The sequence below is a fragment of the Methylocystis rosea genome, assembly GCF_003855495.1.
In the GTDB taxonomy this organism is placed as follows: domain Bacteria; phylum Pseudomonadota; class Alphaproteobacteria; order Rhizobiales; family Beijerinckiaceae; genus Methylocystis; species Methylocystis rosea_A.
In genome coordinates, this window is record NZ_CP034086.1 from 3193013 (window position 1) to 3214218 (window position 21206).

The 21206-nt window shown below is 64.0% G+C and carries 19 protein-coding genes; 11 read left to right on the forward strand and 8 right to left on the reverse strand.

Annotation, left to right across the window (positions count from 1 at the left end; translation table 11 throughout):
- The first annotated feature begins 43 nt into the window (after nt 1-43).
- From EHO51_RS15450 to EHO51_RS15460, 3 genes are all read left to right on the forward strand, one after another.
- Complete coding sequence (locus EHO51_RS15450; protein WP_124739630.1) at nt 44-1174, forward strand: PA0069 family radical SAM protein; 1131 nt, start codon at nt 44-46, stop codon at nt 1172-1174.
- A gap of 188 nt (nt 1175-1362) precedes the next feature.
- Nucleotides 1363-1974 carry a ribonuclease HII gene (locus EHO51_RS15455; protein ID WP_164479408.1) on the forward strand — a complete coding sequence of 204 codons (612 nt, stop codon included), beginning with the start codon at nt 1363-1365 and terminating at the stop codon, nt 1972-1974.
- A 145-nt stretch (nt 1975-2119) separates the two neighbouring features.
- Nucleotides 2120-3292, forward strand: coding sequence for a site-specific DNA-methyltransferase (locus EHO51_RS15460; protein ID WP_124739631.1), 1173 nt, complete (start codon nt 2120-2122; stop codon nt 3290-3292).
- A gap of 193 nt (nt 3293-3485) precedes the next feature.
- On the opposite strand, the gene EHO51_RS15465 is transcribed toward EHO51_RS15460, so the two are convergent.
- Entirely contained in the window at nt 3486-4358 is an 873-nt protein-coding gene (locus tag EHO51_RS15465) for an undecaprenyl-diphosphate phosphatase (RefSeq protein ID WP_124739632.1), read from the reverse strand.
- Nucleotides 4359-4637: 279 nt separating this feature from the next.
- Complete coding sequence (locus EHO51_RS15470; RefSeq protein WP_124739633.1) at nt 4638-6362, reverse strand: OFA family MFS transporter; 1725 nt, start codon at nt 6360-6362, stop codon at nt 4638-4640.
- Nucleotides 6363-6581: 219 nt separating this feature from the next.
- On the opposite strand from EHO51_RS15470, the gene EHO51_RS15475 reads away from it, so the two are divergent.
- Nucleotides 6582-7034, forward strand: a complete 453-nt coding sequence (locus EHO51_RS15475; protein ID WP_124739634.1) for a hypothetical protein — start codon at nt 6582-6584, stop codon at nt 7032-7034.
- Between the two features lie 220 nt (nt 7035-7254).
- Here EHO51_RS15475 and EHO51_RS15480 read toward each other — a convergent pair whose 3' ends face one another.
- The 4 genes from EHO51_RS15480 to EHO51_RS15495 all read right to left on the reverse strand — a co-directional run bounded on the left by EHO51_RS15480 (nt 7255) and on the right by EHO51_RS15495 (nt 10625).
- Nucleotides 7255-7623 carry a hypothetical protein gene (locus EHO51_RS15480; RefSeq protein WP_124739635.1) on the reverse strand — a complete coding sequence of 123 codons (369 nt, stop codon included), beginning with the start codon at nt 7621-7623 and terminating at the stop codon, nt 7255-7257.
- 3 nt (nt 7624-7626) lie between these two features.
- On the reverse strand, nt 7627-9600 hold the full coding sequence (locus EHO51_RS15485; RefSeq protein ID WP_124739636.1) for a protein meaA: 1974 nt from the start codon (nt 9598-9600) through the stop codon (nt 7627-7629).
- A 160-nt stretch (nt 9601-9760) separates the two neighbouring features.
- Nucleotides 9761-9976, reverse strand: coding sequence for a DUF2945 domain-containing protein (locus EHO51_RS15490; RefSeq protein WP_124739637.1), 216 nt, complete (start codon nt 9974-9976; stop codon nt 9761-9763).
- A 70-nt stretch (nt 9977-10046) separates the two neighbouring features.
- Complete coding sequence (locus EHO51_RS15495) at nt 10047-10625, reverse strand: HPF/RaiA family ribosome-associated protein (RefSeq protein ID WP_124739638.1); 579 nt, start codon at nt 10623-10625, stop codon at nt 10047-10049.
- 182 nt (nt 10626-10807) lie between these two features.
- Here EHO51_RS15495 and ccrA point away from each other — a divergent pair, with 182 nt between their 5' ends.
- The gene (gene ccrA / locus EHO51_RS15500) at nt 10808-12061 is read left to right on the forward strand and encodes a crotonyl-CoA carboxylase/reductase (RefSeq protein WP_018406624.1); all 1254 of its coding nucleotides are present in this window, start codon (nt 10808-10810) and stop codon (nt 12059-12061) included.
- A gap of 21 nt (nt 12062-12082) precedes the next feature.
- On the opposite strand, the gene EHO51_RS15505 is transcribed toward ccrA, so the two are convergent.
- Complete coding sequence (locus tag EHO51_RS15505; protein WP_124739639.1) at nt 12083-14029, reverse strand: DUF4396 domain-containing protein; 1947 nt, start codon at nt 14027-14029, stop codon at nt 12083-12085.
- A 137-nt stretch (nt 14030-14166) separates the two neighbouring features.
- Between EHO51_RS15505 and EHO51_RS15510 the strand changes: the two genes are divergently transcribed.
- From EHO51_RS15510 to EHO51_RS15520, 3 genes are read left to right on the forward strand one after another with little or no spacing between them, the layout of a single operon-like run.
- Nucleotides 14167-14973 (forward strand): ABC transporter ATP-binding protein, encoded by an 807-nt coding sequence (locus EHO51_RS15510; protein ID WP_245434624.1) that lies wholly within the window; start codon nt 14167-14169, stop codon nt 14971-14973.
- Entirely contained in the window at nt 14970-16448 is a 1479-nt protein-coding gene (locus tag EHO51_RS15515; protein ID WP_124739640.1) for a DUF3526 domain-containing protein, read from the forward strand. Before EHO51_RS15510 ends, EHO51_RS15515 begins: the two co-directional genes overlap by 4 nt.
- An 8-nt stretch (nt 16449-16456) precedes the next feature.
- On the forward strand, nt 16457-17908 hold the full coding sequence (locus tag EHO51_RS15520) for a DUF3526 domain-containing protein (RefSeq protein WP_245434625.1): 1452 nt from the start codon (nt 16457-16459) through the stop codon (nt 17906-17908).
- A gap of 133 nt (nt 17909-18041) precedes the next feature.
- Here EHO51_RS15520 and EHO51_RS15525 read toward each other — a convergent pair whose 3' ends face one another.
- Entirely contained in the window at nt 18042-18746 is a 705-nt protein-coding gene (locus tag EHO51_RS15525) for a SanA/YdcF family protein (protein ID WP_124739642.1), read from the reverse strand.
- 138 nt (nt 18747-18884) lie between these two features.
- Between EHO51_RS15525 and EHO51_RS15530 the strand changes: the two genes are divergently transcribed.
- The 3 genes from EHO51_RS15530 to EHO51_RS15540 all read left to right on the forward strand — a co-directional run bounded on the left by EHO51_RS15530 (nt 18885) and on the right by EHO51_RS15540 (nt 21064).
- Nucleotides 18885-20558, forward strand: a complete 1674-nt coding sequence (locus EHO51_RS15530; RefSeq protein ID WP_124739643.1) for an acyl-CoA dehydrogenase family protein — start codon at nt 18885-18887, stop codon at nt 20556-20558.
- Between the two features lie 115 nt (nt 20559-20673).
- A complete protein-coding gene (locus EHO51_RS15535; protein ID WP_245434899.1) occupies nt 20674-20829 on the forward strand; it encodes a DUF4160 domain-containing protein in 156 nt (51 codons plus the stop codon).
- A complete protein-coding gene (locus EHO51_RS15540; RefSeq protein ID WP_124739644.1) occupies nt 20813-21064 on the forward strand; it encodes a DUF2442 domain-containing protein in 252 nt (83 codons plus the stop codon). Before EHO51_RS15535 ends, EHO51_RS15540 begins: the two co-directional genes overlap by 17 nt.
- Nucleotides 21065-21206 lie beyond the last annotated feature (142 nt).

The following is a 21206-nucleotide window of genomic DNA, read 5'->3' on the forward strand; positions in this document are numbered from 1 at the left end:
GCCCAAGCGATGCTCAGCGCGACGCTGGGCAGAGGTTGCGGACATGGGGCGTGCGGCTCAGGCATCGGTAGAAATCAAAGGAGCGCCGCAGCCGATCGACGCTGCGGCCCTCATCGACGCCGATCGCCGGCGCGGACGCGGCGCCTTGTCGAAGCGCAGCGGCCGGTTCGAAAAGGAGACCCGCGAGGAGGCCGACGACGGCTGGGGATCGCTGGAGAGCTTGCCGGCGCTCAAGACCAATTTCCACGTCGAGAAGCCGCGCACGATCATCACCAGGAATGATTCGCCGGATATTTCCTTCGATCGCTCAATCAATCCCTATCGCGGCTGCGAGCATGGCTGCGTCTATTGCTTCGCGCGGCCGACGCACGCCTATATGGGCTTTTCGCCGGGCCTCGACTTCGAGACCGAGATCTTCGTCAAGGAAGGCGCGGCGCAGCTTCTCGAACGCGAATTATCGGCGCCGCGCTACGTCCCCAAGACGATCGCCATCGGCACCAACACCGATCCCTATCAGCCCGCCGAGAAGAGCCATCGAATCATGCGTTCGATCCTCGAAGTGCTGGCGCGCGCCAATCATCCGGTCGGCATCGTGACGAAGTCCGCGCTCGTCCTGCGCGACCTCGATCTGCTCGCGCCAATGGCGGCGAAGGGCCTCGCGAAGGTCGCGATCTCGGTGACGACGCTCGACCGCAAGTTGGCGCGGCTGATGGAGCCGCGCGCCGCGACGCCCGAGTTGCGGCTTGATGCGCTGGAGAAGCTCAGCGCCGCCGGCGTGCCGACGGCGGTGATGACGGCGCCGATCATTCCCGCCATCAATGACGACGAAATCGAGCGGATCTTGGCGCGGGCGCACGCCGCCGGCGCTCGCGAGGCTGGCTATGTGATGCTGCGCCTGCCGCTCGAATTGCGCGATCTCTTCACCGAATGGCTGGCGACGCATTTTCCTGAAAGGGCCCGCCGAGCCCTCGCGCTCGTGCGCTCGACGCGAGACGGCAAGCTTTACGATCCGTCCTTCGGGACCCGCATGAAAGGCGAGGGGCCCTACGCCTGGATGATCGGCCGGCGTTTTGAGCTCGCGGCCGCCCGGCTCGGTTTTGCGCAGAAAACAAGAATGCGAACGGATCTGTTCGAGCCGCCCCGACGCGCGCCGCAGCAGCTCAACCTCTTCTGAGCCCACTCTTAGGCTGGTCTCCGGCGAGCTTATCGCGCTCGCGCGGGCCGAGAATTCTTTGGACGCCGCCGCAAACGCCGTCTTTCCGGTTGCCAGCCGCCCGCCCTCCGCGCTTTATTCGCTGCGCGGTCCTGCACTGACGCCACTGTCGCGCAGAACCCTAGCGATTCGCCCCGGGGGGAGCGTTGGTGACGGCCAAGGGGCCCCATTTTCGACTGGAAGCCCAGCTGCGCCGGAAAGGCGTCTGGCCGATCGCCGGCGTCGACGAGGTCGGACGGGGGCCGCTCGCGGGTCCGGTGGCGGCGGCGGCGGTGATTCTCGATCCCGAACGACGGCCGCGGGGCCTCGATGATTCGAAGGCGCTGAACCAGGCGCAGCGCGAAGAAGCGTTTGAGCGCATCATGGCGAGCGCGCTCGCGGTGAGCGTCGCCTTCGTCGCCCCCGCCGAGATCGACCGCATCAATATCCGCCAGGCGACGCTCGCGGCGATGGCGCGGGCCGTCGCCGGCCTTTCTCATACGCCGGCCTATCTTCTCATCGACGGCAACGACCGGCCGCCGGTCAACTGCCCCTGCCAGCTGATCATCAAGGGCGACGCGACGGCGCTCAGCATCGCCGCCGCCTCGATCGTCGCCAAGGTCGCGCGCGACGCCATGATGCGCCGCCTCGCCGTCCACTATCCGCACTATGGTTTTGAGACCAATGTCGGCTACGCCGTGCAGCGTCACCTCGATGCGCTGGCGCTGCACGGCGCGAGCCCGGCGCACCGCGTCAGCTTCGCGCCCGTCCGCGAGGCGTGAGGCCTCGTCAACTATTCGCTAACCTTTTTACTTCTTTAAGACTTCCGTTCGAAAAAGAGACGTCTGCATTTTGCCAATCTAAACGCCCCCTTTACCTCCCTCCTTCACTATCTCGCATGTTGGTTGCGTTGATGGTGTTCAGTTCATGCGTAGCGCGCGCGTCGGGGCGGCTCGCCTCAAAGCCCGAAATCAGGTCACGCGTATCGGGCGCACAAATGAAGGGCCGCTCCGCGCGACGGCGCGCAACGAAATCCTGTGCGGCGACTGCGTCGCGTCAATGGAGCGACTGGCGCAGGAGAGCGTCGACCTCGTCTTCGCCGATCCGCCCTATAATCTCCAGCTCGCCAATCGGTTGCATCGCCCGGATCAAAGTCTGGTCGATGCGGTCGATAACGACTGGGACAAATTCGCAAATTTCGCCGCCTATGACGCCTTTACGCGCGACTGGCTCGCGCAGGCGCGCCGGGTGATGAAGCCCTCTGCGACGATTTTCGTGATCGGCTCCTACCACAATATTTTTCGCGTCGGCGCGATCATGCAGGATCTCGGGTTCTGGATCCTGAACGACATCGTCTGGCGCAAAAATAATCCGATGCCGAACTTTCGCGGCCGGCGCTTCACCAACGCCCATGAGACGATGATCTGGGCGGCGCGCGACCAAAGCGCCAAGAACTACACCTTCAATTACGAAGCGCTGAAGGCGGCGAACGAAGATTGCCAGATGCGGTCCGACTGGCTGCTGCCGATCTGCGGCGGGACCGAGCGCCTCAAGGATGACGCGGGCCGCAAGACCCATCCGACGCAAAAGCCGGAAGCGCTGCTCGCGCGCGTTATTCTCGCGGCTTCGAAGCCAGGCGATCTGGTGCTTGATCCCTTCTTTGGCACGGGAACGACCGGCGCTGTCGCCAAGCGCCTCGGGCGCGACTGGCTCGGCATCGAGCGCGACGGCGACTATCGCGCCGCGGCGCGGGCGCGGATCGCGGCGATCGAACCCTTGCCGCATGAAACGCTCGCGACGGCCCCGTCGAAGCGCACGGAGCCGCGTATCGCGTTTGCCAGCCTCGTTGAAGCAGGACTCATCGCGCCGGGCGCGACGCTCGTTGACGCGAAGCGTCGCCATCGCGCGGTGGTGCGCGCCGACGGCGCGCTGTCGCTCTCCGGCTTCGTCGGCTCGATCCACAAGACCGGGGCGCTGGCGCAAGGCCTGCCGGCCTGCAACGGCTGGACCTTCTGGCACTATGAAGAAAAGGGCGCGCTCGCGCCGATCGACGATCTTCGCGCCGAGGCTCGCGAACGTCTCAAAGTGGCGGCCGAGTGACCTGCTCTCTTCCATGAGGAAGGGTAGAGCGCCTCAAACTATTTCGGTCTGAACCTTCTCACGTCATTCCCGACGCGCGAAGCGCGATCGGGAATCCAGAGCAGACCAGCATTCTTGTATCGGCTCTGGATTCCCGATCAGGCCTTCGGCCTGTCGGGAATGACACCCAGCGCAGGGGTCGACGGAATTCGTATCAGACCAAAAAGCCTGCGTAGAAGCCGACGAGCAGCACGATTCCGATGAAGGCGCGGTAGAAGACGAAGGGCCAGGCGGAGAAGCGCTCGAGAATTCGCAACAAGCCCCAGATCGCGACAAAGGCGGAGATCGACGCGACGAAAAGCCCGAGCGTCAGCACCGCCCAGCCGTGGAAATCGAGCTGCGCCTTATGCAGCTCCCACAGCTCCTTCAGTCCCGCGAGGGCGATCGCCGGCAGGCCAAGCAGGAAGGAAAAGCGCGCCGCTTCCTCCCGCTTCAAATCGAGAAACAGCGCCGCCGTCAGAGTCGAGCCCGAGCGCGAGACGCCCGGAATGAGCGCGCCGACCTGCGCGAAGCCGACGATCATCGCGTCCTTCAGGCTGACATGTTCGAGCGTGCGCTTGTGATTGCAATAGAGTTCGGCGATGGCGAGCAGCGCCGCCATGACGATGCAGGAAATCCCGATCACCGGCAGCGTGCGTAGCGGCGAGCCGCAGGTGTTGAGCGTATGCGACAGCGCGAGGCCGGCGATGCCGATCGGGACGGTCGCGAGCGCGATCCAGACCACGAAACGAAAGGTCCAGTCGTTGAAGTCGCGCCGCACCAGCGCCCGCACGGATCCCTCGGCAAGCGCGCGAATGTCGCTCCAGAAATAGCTGACGACGGCGGCGAGCGCCGCGAGCTGCATCGCCGCGGAGAAGGCGGAGCCGGGGTCCTTCCAGCCGAGCAGCGCCGGCACGATGCGCATATGCGCGGTGGAGGAGATCGGCAGAAGCTCGGTGATGCCCTGCACCACGCCAAGAACGGCGACTTTCCAATAGCCGAGATCGACAAAACCGGTGTCGAGCCCATTCGTGCAAGCGGTCGCCATAGAGGCCCTCGTCTCGTTTGTCGGCCCCGCGACGAATCACGAAGGCGTCAAGCGACTCCGACTTCTGGCAAACAAGCCGGCCCCGATCAAGGCGAGGCGCAGGCAATCGCGCGACGCCTGTGCGTTTGCGCGTCCCTCCCCTTTACGGGGAGGGTGGCCCCGCGAAGCGGGGGCGGGTGGGGTCACATCCACTCGATCTGGGACGCCAAGCGCCCACCCGGCGGGCTGCGCCCGCCGACCTCCCCGCAAGGGGGAGGCATTTCACGCACCTACACAAGATCAGTGAAACAGCGCGGCGGTCTTGAGGAGCGTCGACCAGACGCCCCAGGCGAGGGGGACGCCAACGGCGGCCCAGGCGAAGACCAGCAGCAGCGATCCGCCCTTTGAGCCGGGTGGCGCGCGCCTGGCGCCAGGCGGAATGGCGTCAGTCGTCGGGACGGGGTCCAACCCTTCTTCGACGAAATCCTCGAAATCGGCGTGGGTCTCGTCCTCTTCCTTGAGGACTTCAGCGACCGTGACGTGCTTTTGCGCCGCGACCTCTTCGTCGCTCATGTAATATTTCTCGGCGCAGGGCCGCACGAGCAGATTGCAGACGAGACCGCAGAGCAGCAGGCCTGCGAGCACATACATCGTCTGATTATAGGCGGCCTCGCGCGGCGCGCCGACGCTCAGCTGATATTCGCGAATGTAATTGACAAGCACGGGTCCGAGCACGCCCGCCGTCGACCAGGCGGTCAGAAGCCGGCCGTGGATGGCGCCGACATGATGCGTGCCGAAAATGTCGGCGAGATAAGCGGGGATCGTCGAAAAGCCGCCGCCATACATGGTGATGATGACCGCAAAGAGCAGGACGAAGACGCCCACCATGCCGCCCTTCGCCGCGAAGGGTTCGGCCGAATACAGCGCGATGCCGACGACAAAAAAAATCGCGTAAGTGAGCTTGCGGCCAAACTTATCGGAGGCCGAGGCCCAGCCGATGCGCCCGCCGATGTTGCACAGGCTCAAGAGGCCGGTGAAGCCTGCCGCGATCGCCGCGATCTGCTTTTTCTGATCGGGGGCGAGCAGGTCAAAACCGATGTCCAGGCCGATCAGTCTGCCGCCGAAGACTTCCTGCAGCATTGGCGAGGCCATGCCCAGAACGCCGATGCCGGCGGAGACGTTGAGACAGAGCACGGCCCAGAGCAGCCAGAATTGCGGCGTCTTCCATGCGACGTCGAGATGCACATGACGGTGCGTCACCATGGCGTTCTTGGCCGCCGTGGGCGGCGTGAATCCTTCCGGCGCCCAACCTTCGGGCGGCACCCGATAGCTGAGCGCGCCGGCGACCATGAAGGCGAAATAAATCGCCGCGAGCGTGACGAAGGTCTGCCAGACGCCCGGCGAAGCCGGCGTCGCATAGAAGCCCATCAGCCGGTCGGCGAGCGGCGCGCCGATCATCGCGCCGCCGCCAAACCCCATGATCGCGAGACCGGTGGCCAGGCCGCGCCGGTCGGGAAACCATTTGATGAGCGTCGAGACGGGCGAGATGTATCCAAGCCCGAGACCAATGCCGCCGATCACGCCGGAGCCGATCCACAGCATCCAGATCTGATGGAGATAGACCCCGAGCGCCGAGATCAGCAGGCCTCCGCACCAGCAGCAGGCTGCCGCGAGTCCGGCCTTGCGAGGTCCGGCCGACTCCAGCCAATGGCCGAAGACCGCCGCCGAGGAGCCCAGAAACACGAAGAACAGCGTGAACGTCCACCCGAGCCAGCTGATCTTCCAGTCGCAATCGGTGGCGATAAGCGTCGCGAAAAGACCGAGCGTTTCTGCGCATTCCTTCGGCTGCGCGCCGCCAATGATCCGCGACAGCGGCAGCCAGAAGACCGAAAAGCCATAGGCCATGCCGATGCACAGATGAATGGCGAGCGCCGCCGGCGGCACGAGCCAGCGATTGAATGTCGGCGCGGCGACAGTTCGCTCCCGGCTGAAAAAATCGGTTCGGGCGATGGCGTCGGCAGACATTAAACTTCCGGGCTGGTTTTTGTAGGTCGGTTATTGCGCATGCGCGGCGCGCGGCACAAGCGCGGATTCTCACGGCCTATGCCGCAATGTCTTCGACCTGTCGCGCGACTCCCGTGGGCGGCATCGCGCTCACCCTGCTGTCCAATAATGTTCAGCACGCCAATTGAATAATCCTTCCACAGATGACAATAGCATCGCGCTGAGCTGGGGAGAGATACTATGAAAATTAGATTGCTTCTTATCGTGGGCGCCGCTTTGGGATTTGCCGCGCCGGCGATGAGTAGCGCAATGGCGGCCGCTGCTGGAGCGATCTTGGTCTTTGGGAAGAGCGGCGGCGCCTCCCGTCTCGCCGATATCTCAAGTGATGCGGCTGAGGTCGTCAAAGTGCGTGGGGTTTCAGGCAGCGACAGAGCTAGTCTTATAAGCGGCGGTATGAAGACTTGCGTCCCCGCAGCGAGCAAACAGCTTGAGGGCAATGAAGAAGCCCTGAAAAAGGCCGGCGTTTCGGCAGAAACGATTCGCATGTATTGCGAATGCGCGTTGAACTATGCAGCCGACAACATAGAACCTTCTGATGCGATCAATATCTTGAAGGGGGACTCGCCGTCGCTTTTCTTGGAGAAGGTGAAAACCGGCGCTTCGGAGTGCGCGAAGTCAATTTTTAAGAAGTGAGCCGGCGAGTCTTCGCGGAAGGAGGGTCAATCGCGGCTAAACCAAAACCCTTTGTCATAATATTTCGCTCGTACATCGAGACAGGGCATCGGTTCTATGACAACCAGCTAATTCAATAATTTTCGACGCAACACTCCTGCTCCATTTGAGGACGCCTGTTTCGGTGCATTCTTAAGCGCCCGGCACAATTCCACTGCTGGTGCTAAATCGCCACGACCGATCAGTGAAAGTAGAAATCCTGCGCCAGATACAGTTCCCGACCATTCGGGGGACGCGGTGGACGAATGCTCGCGAACAGACGGCGTAGAATTTCAGCGTGGACCTCCGTACCGCCCGTAATTCGAACTATCCTCATACGCCCGCTTGGCGCGATCTTGAACGCTACGCCAACACGCGCTTCCCCCGGGGATTGAGACTGTGGCAGGCGTCGCCGCAGCTCCAGCGCCAGCCAATTGTAAAATCCACGCATTGCGCCGAGGTCAGCATTCATCGAAGCCTCCGGCGTGGGCGCAAGATATTGCGCATGCGCGAACGGCGAAACGAACAACGCAACTAAAACGACCGTGAGGGGAAATTTGTAGATCAGCACCTTCTAAACGGCCGCCTTCTCGATGATGTGGGCGAGGTCGGTCATGATGGCGTTGAGGTCGTAGTTCTTCGGCGTATAGACCGCCGCCACGCCCGCTTCGCGCAAGAGCTTCTCATCGGCCGGGGGAATGATGCCGCCGACGACCAGCGGCGCGTCGACGCCTTCCTGCTTCATCAGCTTGATCACCTCATGGGCGAGCGTCACATGCGAGCCGGAGAGAATGGAGAGGCCGATGCAATGCGCGCCTTCCTTCTTCGCCGCCTCGACAAGTTCAGCCGGCGTCGAGCGGATGCCGGCATAGATGACGTCGAAGCCGGCGTCGCGCGCGCGCACGGCGATCTGCTCGGCGCCGTTGGAATGGCCATCGAGGCCCGGCTTGCCGACCAGGAATTTCGCCCGCTTGCCGAGCTTTTGCGAGACGCGTTCGACTTCGCCGCGCACCGCGTCGAGCGCGCCGCCGACCTGACGGGCCGTCGAAGAGACGCCGGTCGGGGCGCGGTATTCCCCAAACACGCCGCGCAAAACATTGCCCCATTCGCCGGTGGTGACGCCCGCCTTCGCCGCGGCGATGGAAGGCTCGACCATGTTGCGGCCTTCCTTGGCGGCGCGCGCCAACTCTTCGATCGCGGCTTGGGCGGCCTTCTGGTCGCGGGCTTCGCGCCAGGCCTTCAGCCGCGAAATCTGTTCGGATTCGACATGTTCCGGAACGACCATGATCTGGTCGTCGCCCGAGGCGAGCGGCGACGGTTCGCCGCCGATGAATTTATTGACGCCGACGACGATCTGCTCGCCGGCTTCGATCGACTCAAGACGCGCGGTGTTAGCTTCGACGAGCTTGCCCTTCATATAGCCGATCTCGACCGCCGCGGCCGCGCCGCCGAGTTCTTCGATTTTCTTGAGTTCGGCTTTCGCCTCGGCCTTCAGTTCAGCAACCTTACGGGCGATCTCGGGATTGCCGTCGAATATGTCGCCATATTCGAGCAGATCCGTCTCATAGGCCATGATCTGCTGCATGCGCAGCGACCATTGCTGATCGAAGGGGCGGGGCAGGCCGAGCGCTTCGTTCCAGGCCGGCAGCTGCACGGCGCGGGCGCGGGCGTTCTTGGAGAGAACGACGGCCAGCATCTCGATCAGGATGCGATAGACGTTGTTTTCCGGCTGCTGCTCGGTCAGGCCGAGCGAATTGACCTGCACGCCATAGCGGAAGCGGCGGAGCTTCTCGTCCTTCACGCCGTAGCGCTCGCGCGTGATCTCTTCCCAAAGCTCCGCGAACGCCCGCATTTTGCACAGTTCGGTTACGAAGCGCATGCCGGCGTTGACGAAGAAGGAGATGCGGCCGACGACCTGAGCGAAGTCCTCCCCAGGCATTCCCGCGGCTTTCACGCCGTCGAGAATGGCGACAGCGGTCGCGAGCGCGTAGGCGAGCTCCTGCGACGGCGTCGCGCCCGCTTCCTGCAGATGGTAGGAGCAGACGTTCATCGGATTGAACTTGGGGCATTCCTTCGTGGTGAAGAGAATGAGGTCCTGCGTGAGGCGCAGCGACTGCGTCGGCGGAAACACATAGGAGCCGCGCGACAGATATTCCTTGATGATGTCGTTTTGCGTCGTGCCCTGCAGTTTTACGCGCGGCGCGCCCTGTTCCTCGGCGGCGGCGATGTAGAGCGCCATCAGCCACACGGCGGTGGCGTTGATGGTCATCGACGTATTCATCTCGGCGATCGGAATGCCGTCGAAGAGCGCGCGCATGTCGCCAAGATGCGAGACCGGCACGCCGACCTTGCCGACCTCGCCGCGCGAGAGAATGTGGTCGCAGTCGTAGCCCGTCTGCGTCGGCAGATCGAAGGCGATAGAGAGACCGGTCTGCCCTTTGGCGAGATTGGAGCGATAGAGCTTATTGGACTCGCTGGCCGTCGAATGGCCGGCGTAAGTGCGAAACATCCAGGGCTTGTCGCGGCGCGGGGCGGACATGTCGTTCATATAGCCTCTCCTCCGCCGTTGCGCTTAGCATGCGGCCAGCGCCGGAGGAAGACGGGCGCAATTGGCGGTAAGCCCTCCGAAATCCAGCGGCCGCCCGCCCGATATTTTACTTAGCCATTGAGTGATATGGCGGCTTGAGTAGGTCGACGCACGCGTCGAGTCAGCGCTCATCTTTCTTCAGCGCCTTCGGCTTGTGGATCGCGCGGGCGCCCGTCTTGCCGCTTTCGACCAGATATTGTGGATCGTCCGGGCTCGCCTCGGCGACATGGCCTTTCACGCGCGCCCGCGCCGTGACCTTCTTGACGACCTTGCCGGTCGTCACTCCCTGGGATGTCTTCCAGCTGACAGGGTCGCCGGGCTTGAACCTACGCGGCATGGCGTTGCCTCCGGCCAGAGAAACCCGCTTTCCCGGCCTTCCTGAGTTCCAGGTCCTATAAGGGCCACGCCTATTGCGATGTCAGGCGCGGCGCGATTTCGTTCAGCGACTGCACGCGCCTGGCCTGCGGACCCTCACGGCCTTGACCTTCCAGAAACTCCACCCGCTCGCCGATTTTGAGCGCGTCAAAGCCGGGTTCGGCCACGCTGTTGCGGTGAAAATAAATCTCGCGTCCATCCTCGCTTTCGAGGAAGCCGAAGCCGTCGGCGCGAAAGACGCTTTTCACCACGGCCGTCGGCACCGTCTCGTGATGCTTGACCTTGCCGCGTATCTGGCGCGACTGATCGCGCAACTGCCGCCGCGCCCGCCTGAAGGCGTCGTTGAGGGCGAACTCGGCGTCCATGAAGCGCTCGTCGGCGTCGGGCGTGCGCTCCACCGACACTTCCCGACCATCCGGGAGTGCGATGTAGATCGTGAAATGGTGTTGGCCGCCCGTCCGATGATGGCCGCTCGGCCCCTTGGCGACGACGCGGCAGGCGGTCATGCGCCCATAAACCTTCTCCAGCTGCGCCAGCTTGGCGACGATCTTGGCGCCCAACTCGGGGCGCGGCTCCATGTCGATGAAATCGATCTCGGGCGCGGTTTCCATCGGGTCTCTTTCTGCCTCCAAGCGCAGATAAATAATGCGCGAGCGCCGAAAGGCTTCCTGCAGCCATAGAGAAACACTTGCCGATCCATAGGAATTTCGCGCTATGAAGCGCGTCGTCGCCCTATTATAAGCTCCGCCGGAACTTTATCGGCGCAAGATTCAAAGTCGGAGGGAACGAAACCTTGAGCGAGAAGAAAGACCTCTATGAGATGGGCGAGATTCCGCCGCTCGGGCATGTTCCCAAGAACATGTACGCCTGGGCGATCCGCAAGGAGCGGCATGGGCCGCCGGAAACCGCCATGCAGCTCGAGGTCTTGCCGACCTGGGAGCTCGATAGTCACGACGTGCTGGTGCTCGTGATGGCGGCCGGCGTCAATTACAACGGCGTCTGGGCGTCGCTGGGCGAGCCGGTTTCGACGCTCGACGTTCACAAGAATCCCTATCATGTCGCCGGCTCCGACGCCTCGGGCATCGTCTGGGCGGTGGGCTCCAAGGTGAAGCGCTGGAAGGTCGGCGACGAGGTCATCATCCATTGCAACCAGGATGATGGGGACGACGAGGAGTGCAACGGCGGCGATCCGATGTTCTCGCCCTCGCAGCGCATCTGGGGCTATGAGACGCCGGACGGCTCCTTCGCCCAGTTCTGCCGCGTCCAGGACCGCCAGCTCATGGAGCGCCCCAAGCACCTCACCTGGGAGGAGGCGGCCTGTTACACGCTGACGCTCGCGACCGCCTATCGCATGCTCTTTGGCCATGCGCCGCATCAATTGAAGCCCGGCGACAATGTGCTGGTGTGGGGCGCCTCCGGCGGCCTCGGCGTGTTCGCCGTGCAGCTCTGCGCCGCCTCGGGCGCCAACGCCATCGGCGTCATCTCGGACGAGAGCAAGCGCGACTACGTGCTCTCGCTCGGCGCCAAGGGCGTCATCAACCGCAAGGACTTCAAATGCTGGGGCCAGTTGCCGAAGGTCAACACGCCCGAGTTCAATGAATGGACCAAGAACGCCCGCGCCTTCGGCAAGGCGATCTGGGACATCACCGGCAAGAAGGACGTCGACATCGTCTTCGAACATCCGGGCGAACAGACCTTCCCGGTCTCCTGCCTCGTGGTGAAGCGGGGCGGCATGGTGGTTTTCTGCGCCGGCACCACCGGCTTCAACCTGACTTTCGACGCGCGCTATGTGTGGATGCGTCAGAAGCGCATCCAGGGTTCGCATTTCGCGCATCTGAAGCAGGCGTCGGCCGCCAATCGCTTCGTCCTGGACCGGCGCGTCGACCCCTGCATGTCGGAAGTCTTTTCATGGGAGAAGATTCCCCTCGCCCACACCAAGATGTGGAAGAACGAACATGCGCCCGGCAATATGGCGGTGCTCGTGATGTCGCCAAAGCCCGGCTTGCGCACGGTCGAGGATGTGACGGACGCCTATAAGCAGAAGTAGAGCGCTGCGGCGGTCGATGAGCTACTCGACCTCGATGATCGCCATCAACCCGCCGCCGCCTTTCGTCTCGGTGTTGTCATTGCTGGTGTGATGGGGGATGTGGCAATGGATCAGCCACTTCCCTCGTCGCCGCGCCGTCCAGATGACGTCATAGCGCTGACCGGGGCCGACATTGACCGTGTCGGCGAGATAGCGTGCGCTTTCAGCAAGCGTCTCGCCGTCGCGCGCCACCACTTCAAATGGTCCCCCGTGAATATGCATCGGGTGGATGAAGCCGTTGTTGGTGCCGACGAAGCGCACTTTGAGCGTTTCGCCGAGCTTCATGCGGATCGTGTCCGTCGACGGAAATGACTTGCCGTTAATGGTGAAGTAATTCGGCTGCATGCCGTCCATAGGCATCGCCGGAAACGTCAAGCCTTCGCGCCACAGCCATTCCTGCAGCTGCATGACATATTCCTGGTCGGCGGGGACCTCCTTGGCGGGCGTTGCGGGGTCGATGATGAGCGCGCCATAGAGGCCGAGAGCCTGGCTTCGATCCGGCTCTGCGTGCGGGTGATAAAAATAAGTTCCATGCTGATGCGCCGTGAACGCGTAGTCGAAGTATCCGCCCGGCGGAATCGGCGGCTGCGTGATTTCGCTCGGCCCGTCCATGGCGTTCGGCAGAATGAGCCCGTGCCAGTGAACGGTCGTGCCTTCCGGCAAGTCGTTGCGCACCCTTATTCGAACCCGGTCGCCCTCACGAATATGGATGCGTGGTCCCGGTATCTGCTGGTTATACGCATAGGCGTCGACGGCGACGTCGGGGAGGATGCTCCAGCGGATGACGGACGCGGTGAGTTCGAAGACCTTAACGCCGTCGTCCATCGTGAAAGGCAGCTCCCGATCGCCGCGGACGTCAATTGGAAAACGCGCGCGCACGAGCCGCGAATCCGCGAAGCTCATCTCGCGCATCGCTTCGGCGGTTGTGTCTCGAAACATGAGCATTCCGGGCGGCATGATCAGACCGCCCACCTCATGCGCAGAAAGCCCCATGTTCACCCAATTGGCGGGCGCGAGCATGCCGGTGGCGAGAAGAACGAGCGACGTCAGGCTGAAAGCCGCGATCTGAGCGCTTGTCGCCTCCGGCGTCGCGTGCATATGCATGGAGGCCGCGTGACCGACAGCATGTGAAGCGATCGCGTCACTCGGCGCTGTCTCTTCGGTCGCGTCCGCATGCCCATTGTGATCGTGATGCGGATGATGGGCGCCGCGTTCGGTCGACTCGGCGCTCTCACTCTTCTCAGGTTGAATGCCGACCTTCCGCTCCGTCATCAGCCCATGCTTCAGCCCTTGCGCGACCATCCAGACGTTCGAGGGATAGGCTGTGGCGAAGCCCGCCATCACGCCAAGCGACATGACTCCCCAGAAGATGAGTTCGGTGGGAACCATGGCGCGCATGTCATGCCCCATCATCAGGAAGCTCATGACCGGGGCCATGCCGGCCATCATGAAATTCATGCTGATGAATTCAGGAAAAAAGCTGCGCCGCACATTCTCCCAATAGGAGCCGCCCATCATTTCCTTCATGAACAGCGACTGAAAGATGAAGAGGCCGAAAGCGAATCCGGCGAGATATTCGACGATGAGATCGAGCCACATCGGCAGGCCCATCCAGGCGACGATGACGGCGGCCAGAATGATGCCTGTCGCGTCGCCGGCGACGCAATGGATCGTCGAGCCGACGCCCTGCTTCCACTGCGGCCGCACAAATTGCTCATGCGCCCCGGGCCGCGGCTCCTTGTCGGCGATGACATAAAGCAGAAGGCCGAAAGGTCCCGTATAGAGCGTGACGAGAATGAACCCCCACTTCATCACGACCGGTTCGGGATTCTTGTAGCCGTCGATGGCGACGTAGAGCGTGCAGGCGGCGGTTAGCGCAAACCATGCGGCAAGAAAATAGTCGATCGGCAAGAGGAGGAGCGAATGCATATCAGTCTTCTCTCATCTGGACTTGCGAAAGCGCGGCCGCCCAATCGACTTATTTGTAGATCGACTCCGACGCAGGATGAGCGGGCGAAAGCGACGGTTCAAGTCAATTGCGCGGCCAGCGTTGCTTGACGGCCCTCATGCAAAGATGCAGTCTCGACGCAGAGATCATACTCGATGCAGGCGCGGGCCACGCGCGCCGAGTCGGGGGCTGTAAGGCGGATGCGGCGATGCTCGAAGCGCGCAATCTCACCAAGCGTTACGACGGCGCGGACTCTCCGGCGCTCGATCGTTTGAATTTGACCGTGCCGGCGGGCGAGGTGTTTTGCCTGCTCGGTCCGAACGGCGCCGGGAAGACGACGACCGTCAATCTCTTCTTGAATTTTATACAGCCGACCGCAGGCCAGGCGCTCGTCTGCGGCGTCGACGCCGCGGTTGATCCCTCGGAGGCGCGCGCGCTTCTCGCCTATATCCCCGAGCAGGTGATGCTTTACGGCGCGCTGACGGGCCTTGAGAATCTGCAATATTTCACCGAAATCTCCGGCGCCGAGGCGCCGCGCGAGACGCTGCTCTCGCTGCTCGCCGCCGCCGGCCTGCCGAGCGACGCCTTCGATCGTCCCGTACGCGGCTATTCCAAGGGCATGCGCCAGAAGGTCGGCGTCGCCATCGCGCTCGCAAGGCGCGCGCAGGCGCTCGTGCTCGACGAACCGACATCCGGCCTCGATCCGCTCGCGGCGAGTGAGTTCGCGGCGCTGATCGAGCGGCTGCGCAAGGACGGCATGGCGGTGCTGATGGTCACGCATGACCTCTTCCTCGCCAAGCAGTGCGGCACCAAGATCGGCATCATGGCGCAGGGGCGTCTGGCGTCCGTCTTCGGCGCCGACGACGTCGATCATCTGGGGCTGGAGCGTGCCTATCTCGATCTCTTCGCGAGGGCGGCGGCGTGAGCGATCTCGCCCTCGCCCCGCTCGCCACGACTGCGCCGGCGAAGAGCCGCTGGCGCGTCGTGCGCGCCGTCGCCGCCAAGGAATGGCTGGAGCTGTTCCGTGACCGTCGCCTTGTCTGGCTCTGCGCCTTCGTCGTCGCGCTGATGCTCGCCGCGCTCGCCTTCGGCTATGTCGAGAACGCCCGCATCCTGCGCGAGCGCGACTCGGCGGCGCGAGCCGATCGCGAACTCTGGGTCGGACAGAGCGCCAAGAATCCCCACGCCGCCGCGCATTTCGGCCAATACGCGTTCAAGCCCTTAAGCCCGCTGGCGCTCGCCGATCCCGGCGTCGACGCCTATGTCGGCTCGGCGGTGTGGCTCGAGGCGCATAAGCAGAACGAGACCCAGTTCAAACAGGCGCGCGACGGCGGCGTTGGCGCGCGGCTCGGTTCGCTGTCGCTCGCCTTCATCCTGCAGACGATCGCGCCGCTGATCGTCATCCTGATGGGCTTCGCAAGCTTCTCGGGCGAGCGCGAAAGCGGCACGCTGAAGCAGTTGCTCAGCGTGGGCGCGCGGCCGCGAGACATTCTCGCCGGCAAGGCGATGGCGCTCATCGGCGCCATTTTCGCGCTGCTCGCGCCGGCCTTTTTCGGCGCGGCGCTCGCGCTCGTCTTCTTCGTCGATCGCGAGCGCCTGTCGCTTGCCGATCAATTCCTTAGGCTCGCAGCGCTCGGCGCCGCCTATGCCGCCTATCTCGCGGGCTTCGCTTTTCTCGCGCTGGGCGTTTCGGCTTTGGCGAGAAACTCCCGCGCGGCGCTCGTGACGCTGCTCGCCTTCTGGCTCGCCAACTCCTTTCTCGCGCCGCGCCTCGCCACCGACGCGGCGCGCGCCTTCGCGCCGACGCCGACATGGCAAGACTTTCGCGCCCGCATCGCGCAGGACAAGGCGAAGACATTCGGCCATGACGAGAGCCATCCCGCCTTCGTCGCCTTCCGCGACGAGACGCTCAAGAAATACGGCGTGTCGCGCGTCGAGGATCTGCCGGTCAGCTTCCGCGGCCTCTCGCTGCGCAAGGACGACGAGGCCGGCTATGCGATCTTCGATCGCCACTTCGGCGCGCTGCAGTCGGCCTTCGACCGTCAGGACGCGCTGCGCGCCGCGCCCGGCTTCCTGTTCCCGCTGCTCGCGCTGCGGCCGATCTCCATGGCCTTCGCCGGCGTCGACAGCCGCAGCCAGTTCGATTTCGCCACGGCGGCCGAGGCGCATCGGCGCGACATCCAAAATCAGGTCAGCGACAACATCATCCATTTCGCCCACGACAAACAATATGTCGCGGGGCCGGAGCTATGGCGAAAGATCGCTTCCTTCGCCTATCGCGCGCCCGGCGCGGTCTTCGCCCTCGGCTACAGCGCCCTCCCCATTATCGGCCTGTTAGCCTGGCTCGCGCTCGCTTGCGCTTTCGCGCTCTTTGCGGCGCGGCGTCTGCGGCCGGTATGAGCGCGCCCATGTCTTCGGCTTTTCTCGCAGGCTTGCGGTTCGAGGCGCGCATGATGCGCCGTGACGGCGCCATCTGGTTCGCGCTGCTCGCGCTGGCGGGCGTCGCGCTTTTTGCGCTCGCAATGGGCGCCTCGCGCGTCGTGTCGCAACAGGCGGCGATCGCGGGCGCCCGCGCCGACGAGACGCAGCGCCTGACAAATCTCCAGAAAACTCTGGCGCAATTGCAGCAGGGTGAGACGCAGGGAAAGCCCGCGCCGGAGCCGCCGCCGTTCCGAGATCCGCGCAACGCCGCCTTCATGGGCGGAGGCCCCGCCGCGGCGGTCGCCGCGCTCGCGCCCGGGCCCTTGGCGCTCGTCGCCACCGGGCAGAGCGACCTGCTTCCGCCCGCCGTCCGGGTGACGACCGGCTCGAAGGACAGTTTTCTCTTCGCCGATGAGATCGACAATCCGGCGAATCTGATGTCAGGCGCGACCGATCTCGCCTTCGTGGTCGTCTTCGTCTATCCGCTGGTCATCCTGGCGATGGCCTTCAATCTGCTCGCCGGCGAGCGAGAGCAGGGAACGCTGTCGATGTCGCTGGCCTCGGCGCGCCGGCCCGCCGCCGCGCTCGCCGGCAAGCTGACGGCGCGCGTCGCCGCGCCGATCCTCGCGACGCTTCTCGCCGTCGCCGCTGGCGTCTGGATATTCGCCGGCTGGGAGCGGCTTGCGACGCCCGGCTTCGCAGTGCTGCTCATTGTCGTGCTGCTTTACGGTCTCTTCTGGGCGGCGCTGGCGGCCGCCGTCGACGGGCTCGGCCGGAGCTCCGCCTTTAACGCGCTGACGCTGATCGGCGCCTGGGTGGCGATCACCATGATCCTGCCGGCGGCGATCAACAGTATCGCCGGCTTCGCTCATCCCGCGCCGTCGCGAACCGACATGGTGCTCGCGGCGCGGGCGGCCTCGATCGACGCCGACCGCGCCCGCGACGCCTCGCTCGCGCGCTACGCTCAGGAACATGGCGACGCGGAAAAGCCGGCCGGCGGTCCGCAGGAGGCGACGTTGCGGCGTCTGGCGACGCAGGAGGCGGCGTTTCAGCGCGTCGAAGCGATCGTCGCCGAGCATGACGCGCAGCTTGCGCGCCAGCGCGATATGGCCGACCGGCTCGGCTATCTCTCGCCGGCCTATCTAACCTATCAGGCGCTCGCCGATATCGCCGGCTCGGGGGAGACGCGCTACCGCGCCTTTCTCGACCGTATCCGCGCCTTTCATCTCGACTGGCGCGAATTCTTCCTTTCGCGCGCCAAGGCCGGCGCCGCGCTGACGGCGCAGGATTACGCCGCAATGCCGAAATTCACGCAGGCGGATGAAGAATTGGTGGGGCCCGCCCCGGCGGGGCTCGCCGGCCCGCTCATCGGCGTCGCGCTGCCGATGCTGATACTCGCCGCGCTCGCCATGCGCGGCTATCGCCGCTGCAGGATCTGACGGGAGCGGCAGCACGACCCGCGCGGGGGCGGGCCGCCTCTATGGATAACGAAGGCCCCACAATGAGGCTTGCGCGCTTCCGGCTATGAGGAGATTTTCCGATTGCTGCGACATGAAGGCGCGCAAGCACCGGTTAGCTCGGCGTATCTGAACCGAGCGTAATCGCCTTGCCCTTGGCCGCCCTGTCTGACGTGTAGGCGTCCACAAGCGCGACAATGCGCGAAAAGGTTTCGCGAGCCATCGTCAACACGCCAAAATAGGCGTCTACGTCCTGCGCTGCATAGCCTGAGAAGCGCAGCCCGTGGGCGCGCGCCATGAAGATCGCACGTTCGGCGTGGAAGCGTTGCGAGATCACAATCGCGTCACTCAGGCCGAACAGGAGATGCGCTCGGGCTACAGAGTCGCGCGTATGAAAGCCCGCAGCGTCTCGATAGATGCGATCTGGCGGAACTCCCTCGGCAACTAGCGCATCTCGCATGGCTGTGGGCTCGTCATAGCCATCGTCCCGACGATCGCCGCTAACGACGAGATATTGAATCTTGCCTGCCTTGTACAAGGCCGCCGCCGCGTCGATCCTGTAGGCGAAGTAGGCGTTGGGCGCATCGCCATTGCGATTTCTAGGCGAGGCGCCGAGAACCAGACCTGCCTGGACCGGGGTCACATCCCGCACGGAGTCTGCGATATGAGGACTGGAGACATGGCTTACCCAGACCCATGCGCCCGCCGCCAGGAGCGCGTATGCAACAAACCCGAATATCGCGACGCGTTGCAGGCGATTGACCATTCTTGAAAAACTTTCTCGAAGGCCGCCCCCGGCTTCCCGGAGGCCTAGCCCCATAAAAAACTCTTAGCTTTAGAATTTATGTCGCTTCGCAGCGTAGCTCCAGCCCTCCGGTTGCGTCTCCGGCCAAATGGCGGCATGTAAGGCGCAAATTCGCCCAGCGCCTACGGGCGCCTCGACTTCCGGAAAGAAAGAATGACCGCAGCCGTCGCGACGAAACTTGAAGCCGCCGATTGGACGAGTGACGCGAAAGAGGCGCTCGCCGCCGTCGAGGCGCTTTACAAGGACGCGCTCGCCAGCGTGCGCGCCCGCGATTCCCGCGACGGCAAGATCGCCAATGATCTGTTCGAGGCCGACCAGCACGCCGCCCACGGGCTCGCCTGGCTTGCGACCTATGTGCAGGGTCTGCGCGAACTCATCGACTATGCCGAACGCCTCTCGGCGGAAGGCGCCTATGGCGAGACCGAAGAGCTTTTGAACCAGATCGGCTTCGCCGAATTCCTCGCCCAGGTCTATGGCGGCATTCCGATGAGCCAGGGCGAGATCGTCCGGCTCAGCGATTTCGGGCTTTCAAGCCAGCAGATCGCGGCGCGGCGCCCCGCCTCGATCGACCGGCTGATCCTCACCGGCAACACGCCGGCAAACCGCGCCCGCCTCGCCGAACTCATCGACCACCACGCCGCGGCCGAAACCATCGGCGCGTCGGGTCTCGACGAGACGCTCGAGGCGATCCGCAGCGAGATGCGCAAATTCGCCTCCGCCAATGTCACGCCCTATGCGCACGACTGGCATTCGAAAAATGACTACATCCCGCTCGACGTCATCTCCGGCCTCGCCGAACTCGGCGTCTTCGGCCTGACGATTCCGGAAGAATTCGGCGGCTCGGGCATGGGCAAGATCGCCATGTGCGTCGTCTCCGAGGAATTGTCGCGCGCCTATATCGGCGTCGGCTCGCTCGGCACGCGTTCGGAAATTGCGGCGGAACTGATCCTGGTCGGCGGGACAGAGGCGCAGAAGGAGAAATATCTCCCCAAGATCGCCGCTGGCGACATCCTGCCGACCGCCGTCTTCACGGAGCCCAACAATGGCTCCGACCTTGCCGGCCTGCGCACCCGCGCGACGCTCGAGGGCGGCGTCTACAAGGTCTTCGGCAACAAGACCTGGATCACCCATCCGGTCCGCGCCGATGTCATGACGCTGCTCGTGCGCACCAATCCGAATGAGAAGGGCTATAAGGGCCTGTCGATGCTGCTCGCTGAGAAGCCGCGCGGCACGGACAGTGATCCCTTCCCCGCCAAGGGCATGACCGGCGGCGAGATCGAAGTGCTCGGCTATCGCGGCATGAAGGAGTTCGAAATCGGCTTCGACAATTTCGAAGTGCCGGCCGAAAATCTTCTCGGCGGCGAGGAGGGCAAGGGCTTCAAGCAGCTCATGGAGACCTTCGAGTCGGCCCGCATCCAGACGGCGGCGCGCGCGCTCGGCGTCGCTCAATGCGCCCTCGACCTCGGATTGAAATACGCCAAGGAGCGGATCCAGTTCGGCAAGCCGCTGTTCTCCTTCCCGCGCGTCTTCAACAAGATTGTCTCGATGGCGATCGAGATTCACGTCGCCCGCCAGATCACCTATTTCGCCGCGCGCGAGAAGGACGAGGGCAAGCGCTGCGATCTCGAGGCGGGGATGGCGAAGCTGCTCGGCGCCCGCGTCGCCTGGGCGGCGGCGGACAACGCGCTGCAGATCCACGGCGGCAACGGCTTCGCGCTCGAATATCCGGTCTCGCGCGTGCTCTGCGACGCCCGCATCCTCAACATTTTTGAAGGCGCCGCGGAAATTCAGGCGCAGGTCATCGCGCGGCGGCTTCTGGAGGGGTAGGGGCGGCGGACGAGAATGGGGAGCAGAGCGAAATGCCGGTCATCTTTCGACAGGACGGCTTTCGCTTCTTTTCTATTCAAACGAAGGCAGCCCGCTCGAGCCGATCCATGTGCATGTGCGAAAAGGCGAGGGCGACGCGAAGTTTTGGCTTTCGCCCGTCGGCCTCGCAGCCAGCGACGGTTTTGACGCGCGGACCTTGCGCCAACTGGAGAAAATCGTCCAGGATCGCGCAACCTTCATAGAAAGGGCCTGGCATGAGCATTTCGGCTAAGTCCCTGCGCTTTGACGACGACAGCATGTGGGTCGAACTGTCGGATGGACGCACGCTCGGCGTGCCGCTCGTTTGGTTCCCGCGTCTTCTGCATGCGACACGGGCGCAGCGCCTCGCTTACGAGCTCAGTCGCAAAGGGCTGCATTGGGATGAACTCGACGAGGACATCTCCATCGAAGGACTGCTCGCCGGCCGCGGCGACGAGACGCGACACACGCCGGTGGCGGCGCAGTAGGGCGCGAGCAGCGCTGACGGCGAAGGGCGAGGCCGATAAACTAAAAACGCGACGACTGAATCGAAGAAGCGCAACTTCTCCGCGTCATGCCCGCGCTTGTCGCGGGCATGACGCTCCCATGAGCTGCCGCCTCAGAGACTGA